This window comes from Haloferax profundi (assembly GCF_001469865.1).
Taxonomy (GTDB): domain Archaea; phylum Halobacteriota; class Halobacteria; order Halobacteriales; family Haloferacaceae; genus Haloferax; species Haloferax profundi.
Genome location: NZ_LOPV01000475.1, coordinates 1 through 3,828, shown reverse-complemented (window position 1 = coordinate 3,828; position 3,828 = coordinate 1). Strand labels below are relative to the sequence as shown.

Below are 3,828 nucleotides of genomic sequence, written 5' to 3'. Positions count from 1 at the left end.
CGAGTGAATTTTTTCACCCCCAGAGGGGTGCGGGGGACAGAGAACCCTCGCAGTAGACCAATGAGTGACGACAACCCAACAGCAACGGAATCGAATCGAGAGGAAGCAACCCAGACGGAATACGTCGAGCGCAGTGACGTCGGCGTTTCACTGACGGTGAAACTGAAGCGTGGAACGGCGACGAGAGACCAAGACGAGCTGACGGCCAAAGTCAAAGCACAAACGCTTGCAGAGGCTCGCGAGGACATGGACACGCTGCGGGCGTATCTGCACGCCCTCGCCGAGGACGTTCGGCAGATTCAGCCCGACGACGAGACAGAATAGGGCGCTCAGAGAGCTGGTTTTCGGGCAAGATAGCTGGAGGTAAAACTCGATGCAGAACGACTCAGCCGAATCAACAACATCTACCGGTCTGACACCGGAGCAGCGTCGTCAACAACCCCGGGTCGGGTGACCCGGGGCTTGTCAGTGTTCTCGGCGTCTAACTCGGTACTGAGTACGGGATGAATCCCCGATTCGGCCTCACTGTCCCTGACTTCAGGGCAAGTTGACTGTTGCCCGTCCGCCGTGAGTCATTTAGCCCACGACGGACAAACCGCCACCCAATGTTCTTTGCCGCATTATAATCCGCGTGAAGTGTTTTTCCGCATTTCGTACACTCGAAGTGTGCTTGCACAGGCCTATTCCCACGGCTTGTATGACCACACTCACTACATCGCTGACTCGTGTACGCCGCGTCAACGAACTCGATACGAATACCGAGTGCTTCGGCTTTGTATGTCACGAACGAGATGAGCTTCTGATGCGCCCACTGGTGGAACTTCTTCGCGTTCGGCATCCCGTCACGGATGTACGATAAGTCCTCGAACACGATGTGACTACACTCGTATCCAACGGCTTCCTCGATAATCGCGTTTGAGACTCGGTGGAGTTTGTCCCGCGAGTAGCGTTCTTCGCGGTCGTCTCGGCCAACCAGTGTTCGGTGAGCCGACTGCGTTCCGGTCTGTTGGAGTCCACCACGGACCTGCTCGAATTGCTCGTGGTCGTGAACCAGTTTCGTCCCGGACTCGAAGTGAGCAGTGCTGGTGACGGCGAGGTGTTCGATGCCTAAGTCCACTCCGAGAACTGTTCTGTCCTCGGCAGGAGACTCGTCTTTATCGAACGGGTTTGGTTTTCGGAACCCGAGGTGTAAGAAGTAGTCGCCGTCACGAGCGGTGAGTGTGCTTTCTGTAACGCTCCACGCGTCGTCGTTCAAGAACTGGTACTGGTAGCCGTCGTCATCCTTCGGGAGAACGAGTTCGCACCGGACTCGATTCTCGATTGTGGTGAGCGAGACCGTGTTGTCGTCAAAGAGCGTCAGCGTGTTTGCATCGTACTTGATGGTTGGACTCGTGAACTCTGGGCAGGAAACCTTGCGGCCGTTGTCTTTGAGTTCTCTGACGCCCGTGAGTGCGCTTGCGGCTTGGTGAGTGGCGAGTATCGCGTGTTGACTCCCGAGACGAGTCTCTTCGCGTACGTCGTCGTAGGCGAGTTTCTGGAGCCCGTATTTTGAGCCCTCGTTTTCTTGCCATCCGAATTGGGAGGCAAGGGTGGCCCCATGTTTCCAGTCACTAATCGTGGCTTCAAGCACGTCGGCTTGCTCGTCGCTCACGGAGAGGCGAGTGATAGCTGTGCGTCTCAGGTAGTCGTCCACTCTACCTTCAAAAGAGTAGTGTAGTTAGTTAATAGCTTTTATATGATCTGTTGTCGGCATTCCTCAACGGGTCGGGTGACCCGTGGAATCCTGCCTCGAATCTTTGAAGTACCGACCACCCACCTCATCGACGCAGCTATCGTGACCATCCACGACATGGCGACGCTTTGAGCCTATGTCACCTACGAGAACGCGAATCAACAGCGCGTTCGGATTCTCCGGCGGCTCGAACACCAAGCATAGGAGATTCGGACACAGGAAGAATGAATCGTATCGGTGAGGGACAAACAGATATCTCAGGCCTTGGCGCTATCATCAACTGGTTCTGTATCAGTGATCGCAACCGGGAGTTCGATATTGATATCATCGTACCACACCGTCGGCTTCTTCGAGCGACCAACCTGCTCGAACTCGACTAGTCCGAGTGTTTCGAGCTCCGAGAGGTTGTCGTGAACCTGCCGGACGTCCCGACCGACGAGTCGTGCAGCTTCACGAATACTCTGTGGCTCTTCACGAGCAATGGTTTGCAGGAGCTGGACGTTTCTTGCTGACAGCAATCGTTGAAGATCTTCCTCCCGCTGGAGGACAACCTCATAGAGTGGCTCCGGTTCATCGCCCGCTTCAAGGGCTGCGAGCTGTGCTTCAACCGCATCGAAAGCATTGTCAGGTGTGCCGACCCGAACGGTCAGCGTCCGGCGGTCGTTCGGTCCATCATTGGCTGGTTCAGTCTTGCTCATATTCGTTCACCTCGCGTCGAAATCGCTGCAGGACCTCGACGTAACTGCCGGGATACTCGTAGTCGCCGTCGATGTCCTCGCCAACGTGACGTTCGTGGCCTTTTGTCTCCGGATGGGCGTTGTCGTAACGGAGAATCGTGTCTCCCGCCTTATTCCCGTAGTGCATGCTGTACTTGATTCCCTCGGGGTAGGCTTCTGACTCGGGAACGGACCAAACCGAGATATGCGCGAATCGATCCGATTCCGGGTAGTCGATCGTTTGATCGATGATTCGTTTCGCGCCATTCCCGGTCATCTAATGTTGTTATACACCACATCAGCATAAATGTTGTTGTCGAGAACAACAGTGCCTCAATATCAACGAAAATCAGCAAACGCCCACCGGCACCCAGACGGCCGCCCGCTGCTTGTTCGAAGATTAACCAACAGAGTGGGGGCCGATTCAAATTTGTTGGTTAAAACACCCTGCGGCAGTATTCTTTCGCCCCTGAGAGGTGCGGGGCGGCAGAGTCCCGCAGGTGACTCTCTGTGTCCATTCACGACATCTCAGAAGCGAGCAGCGACAGCGCAACAGAGTCCTACGCCAACGCCCGCCAGGCGGAGTACGTAGCGTTCCTTCATCGCGTGCCATTTGCCATCGACGCGTTGAACCTCGGCTTCCTTACCGGCTTTCGAGAGGACTGCAGCTACCAACAACAGCAATTCCTCAATCTCAAGCTGCCAGTTGGCATGCTCGATAACGATTTCAGAAATCCAGATCTCGACCGTTACACGGAGCGAGTCCTCGAACACAAACCCGACGTCGGTATCATCGGTGACGCCTACGATTGTGCCGAAGCCCAGTCGTACGTTCGAGCAGTGCGAGACCTCCAAAAACGCGTCCCCGACACGGAGTTCGTCATCGTCCCGAAATGCAAAGCGGCACTTGAAGAGATTCCAGACGATATCGTCGTTGGCTATTCGCGTGGGTACGCGGATACCTTAGCACACGACTTCTCAGATCCAGTGGATTGGCGAGACCGTCGAGTCCACATCCTTGGAGGCAGTCCACCCAAACAACTCGCGGTTATCGACCAGTTGACGCAACCGACGTTGACAGGCGACCCACCGGCCGACATCGTCGGCCTCGATTGGAACGGACTCCATCGTGGTGCACAGTTCGGCGAGTTCTGGACGGATAACGGGTGGGACGACAGCGGTCGCGACGTCGACCACCTGACCGTCCGAGCGACGGTCCGTCACGGGCTCGGCCACGTGCGCTCGTTTTGGGAGAAGCAGGGGGTCTGGCCGGAGGGACCAACCGAGTACGGTAGCCAGACACAGTATCAACCTCCGACGCCGGACAACCTTCACTCGTCAACTTGTGCTGAGTGTGAAGACGACGTCTGGATGGGGTCG

General features: G+C 56.1%; 4 protein-coding genes and 1 pseudogene. 2 read left to right on the top strand and 3 right to left on the bottom strand.

What is annotated here, in order from left to right; all coding sequences use genetic code 11:
• Nucleotides 1-60: 60 nt before the first annotated feature.
• Nucleotides 61-324 (top strand): DUF7389 domain-containing protein, encoded by a 264-nt coding sequence (locus AUR66_RS15600; RefSeq protein ID WP_058573180.1) that lies wholly within the window; start codon nucleotides 61-63, stop codon nucleotides 322-324.
• A gap of 80 nt (nucleotides 325-404) precedes the next feature.
• Here the strand turns inward: AUR66_RS15600 and AUR66_RS15595 are convergent.
• From AUR66_RS15595 to AUR66_RS15585, 3 genes and pseudogenes are all read right to left on the bottom strand, one after another.
• A pseudogene (locus AUR66_RS15595) lies at nucleotides 405-1,693 on the bottom strand (RNA-guided endonuclease InsQ/TnpB family protein).
• A gap of 296 nt (nucleotides 1,694-1,989) precedes the next feature.
• Nucleotides 1,990-2,430: an HVO_A0114 family putative DNA-binding protein gene (locus tag AUR66_RS15590; protein WP_058573178.1), complete on the bottom strand. Its 441-nt coding sequence runs from the start codon at nucleotides 2,428-2,430 to the stop codon at nucleotides 1,990-1,992.
• Nucleotides 2,417-2,725 carry a toxin-antitoxin system TumE family protein gene (locus AUR66_RS15585; RefSeq protein ID WP_058573177.1) on the bottom strand — a complete coding sequence of 103 codons (309 nt, stop codon included), beginning with the start codon at nucleotides 2,723-2,725 and terminating at the stop codon, nucleotides 2,417-2,419. The genes AUR66_RS15590 and AUR66_RS15585 overlap by 14 nt, the downstream gene beginning before the upstream one ends.
• Nucleotides 2,726-2,958: 233 nt before the next feature.
• On the opposite strand from AUR66_RS15585, the gene AUR66_RS15580 reads away from it, so the two are divergent.
• Nucleotides 2,959-3,828, top strand: an 870-nt coding sequence (locus AUR66_RS15580; RefSeq protein ID WP_058573181.1) for a DUF6610 family protein, incomplete at its 3' end; no start/stop codon positions are given.